The sequence below is a fragment of the Veillonella ratti genome, assembly GCF_003992115.1.
GTDB lineage: Bacteria > Bacillota > Negativicutes > Veillonellales > Veillonellaceae > Veillonella_A > Veillonella_A ratti.
In genome coordinates this window covers 1-2,495 of sequence record NZ_RQUX01000041.1, presented here as the reverse complement: position 1 = coordinate 2,495, position 2,495 = coordinate 1, and the positions used below count along the sequence as shown (strand labels likewise).

Annotated in this window: 1 protein-coding gene, 2 tRNA genes and 1 rRNA gene; all 4 read left to right on the top strand. The window is 41.8% G+C overall.

The genetic code is table 11. The features are described from left to right. Window positions 1-43: 43 nt before the first annotated feature. The 4 genes from rrf to EO124_RS10090 all read left to right on the top strand — a co-directional run bounded on the left by rrf (window position 44) and on the right by EO124_RS10090 (window position 2,389). A 5S ribosomal RNA gene (rrf, locus tag EO124_RS10105) occupies window positions 44-160 on the top strand. 718 nt (window positions 161-878) lie between these two features. After that, window positions 879-2,000 carry a DUF2827 family protein gene (locus EO124_RS10100; RefSeq protein WP_127059401.1) on the top strand — a complete coding sequence of 374 codons (1,122 nt, stop codon included), beginning with the start codon at window positions 879-881 and terminating at the stop codon, window positions 1,998-2,000. Between the two features lie 113 nt (window positions 2,001-2,113). After that, window positions 2,114-2,189: transfer RNA gene (locus tag EO124_RS10095), tRNA-Trp, on the top strand. 123 nt (window positions 2,190-2,312) lie between these two features. Further along, a tRNA-Arg gene (locus EO124_RS10090) sits at window positions 2,313-2,389 on the top strand. Window positions 2,390-2,495: the final 106 nt, after the last annotated feature.

Genomic DNA, 2,495 nt, shown 5'->3' with positions numbered 1-2,495 from the left:
ATCTACACTTCTATGTGGTTTTCAGAGTACAAGCTCTGACAAATTCAGTGGCGATAGCTACGAGGATCCACCTGTTCCCATCTCGAACACAGTAGTTAAGCTCGTATACGCCGAAAGTACTTGGCTGGAAGCGGCCTGGGAGGATAGGTAGTCGCTGATTGACTAAAAGGACACACCGAAAGGTGTGTCTTTTTTTATTGTCTTGACTACCTATCCGACCAGGCCTTGGCCTTGGGATACGCAGAGAACCAAGTTTGAAGGAACGAAGTGACGCACAAACTTGAGTGAATCGCGTAGTTCCCAGCGTAAGATTCTGCGAAGAAGAATCCACAGCTGGGAACACATAGGTAGTCGCTGATTAAGAAATGCAAAAGGTCATGCCGAAAGGCATGGCCTTTTTGCATTTTACTGATGAGTCACTACGTGCCTCACCAGGCCAGATTCCAGCCAATATTGTAGAGGTGTGCAGTACGGTAAAGGTACAATAAGCGGCACTGGGAAAAGTAGGGCAAACGATTTGAAGGAGCAAAGCGACGCGCAAATCGTATTGCATCACTTTCTTTCGAGCGATAGCGAGAATGATAGGTAGTCGCTGAACAGGCGCATAGTTCCCTGCGTTACTAACTCTCTCTACCGTAGCGAGCGCAGCAATGCGGCCACGCACTAAATCAATAGAGCTTTCTCCCTCTAGCCCTCTTAGCACTTAAAAAGTCCCTAAAGCGCAGCAATGCGTTTAGACCCTACAATTTTACCCTCTCACCTTGTACCATCCTCTAAACTATGTTATCATTTCCTTGAAATGAGTTTTCAATATCTATGTATAATTGATATTTTAACCGGTTTAATACAATAATACCGAATCGGGAAGAGGGGTAGTCATGCAGAAAAAGATAAACATAGGAATTACCTTCTTTTGGGGGGATTCCTATCAGCATATTTGGTCGAATGGGGCAGGCCAAAATATGTTTTTCTTAAAACTCTGTCTAGAGCAGATAGAATTCGTCAACGAGGTCTATTTCGTGTATTGGGGAAATGAATTAACGAGCCTTCCCAGTCAATTCCAAGGTTTTAATGTAAAGTACTACGAATACCATGAAGTACTCAATAAGACGGATTTGCTCATAGAAGGTACTTTAGCATTAGAACCGGCTATCGGCCGTGCTTTTCGTGCCCAAGGGGCCAGAATCATATCGTATCGCATGGGCAATGATTTTATCATGGATATGGAAAAATTCGTTCATGCCGAACAGGGCGGGCGAGCTTTTAACGGAACACGGTATGATGCCGTATGGATTGCACCGCATCTGATGAAAACGAATAAACCCTATGTGGAAATCATTACACGGGCACCGGTTTATGAGGTTCCACATTTGTGGAGCCCGCTATTTATTGATACAAAGATAAAAGAGCTGAGCTTGGAAGGTATATTTGGTTATAATCCTATTGATCCGGAGCAACGCCGTGTAGCAGTGATGGAACCTAATATTTCTGTTCTAAAAAATTGCATGACCCCCATATTAATTGCCGAAGAAGTATATCGTCGCAATAAAAATCTACTGAAGCATGTATATCTATGTGGTACGGTTGATAAAAAGAACGTCCACGCCTTTTACAATTTTATCGGCTTTACCGATTTGGTAAGACAGAATATCATGTCTGTAGAAGCTCGCTTTATGACACCGGAATTTTTAGGAAAATATACAGACATCGTCTTAGCATTCCAGTGGGAATGCGGGCTCAATTATCTTTATTACGAAGCTCTTTATGGAGGATACCCGCTTGTTCATAACTCCGAATATTTAAAAAAGGAAAACATCGGGTTTTACTACGATCAATTTGATGCTTATGCCGGAGCTGATGCGTTAATTAACGCCATTTATGCTTATGATAAGGAAAAAGACTATCATGAGCTGCATAATCGTAAGTATTTAGGAACGCTGTCACCATTCCACGAAAATAATATTGCAAATTACGAGATGCTCATAAAAGCGCTTTTTTAATGGACCATAGTTTACTTTATCTTTACGAGAAATATATTAGTTAAAATTAGGTTTGACATTTACCTCAATATTTGGTATTATATTTTAGTATCAAGTGTGACTTGGTACTACATAGGGGTATAGCTCAATTGGTAGAGTAGCGGTCTCCAAAACCGTTGGTTGTGGGTTCAAGTCCTACTGCCCCTGCCATCCATAATATAGAAGGCGGCCGCAAGGTCGCTCGTTCTATTCTTGAGGAATTGTAAAATATACGAAAAATTTCTCTTGCAATGAATAGCGTATTATGGTATTATATTCGAGTGGCAAGTTTATGACTCAGTAGCTCAGCTGGATAGAGCGTTTGACTACGAATCAAAAGGTCGGGAGTTCGAATCTCTCCTGGGTCACCATTTTTGCTCACTACACAACTTGATAATTACATATGACTCAGTAGCTCAGCTGGATAGAGCGTTTGACTACGAATCAAAAGGTCGGGAGTTCGAATCTCTCCTGGGT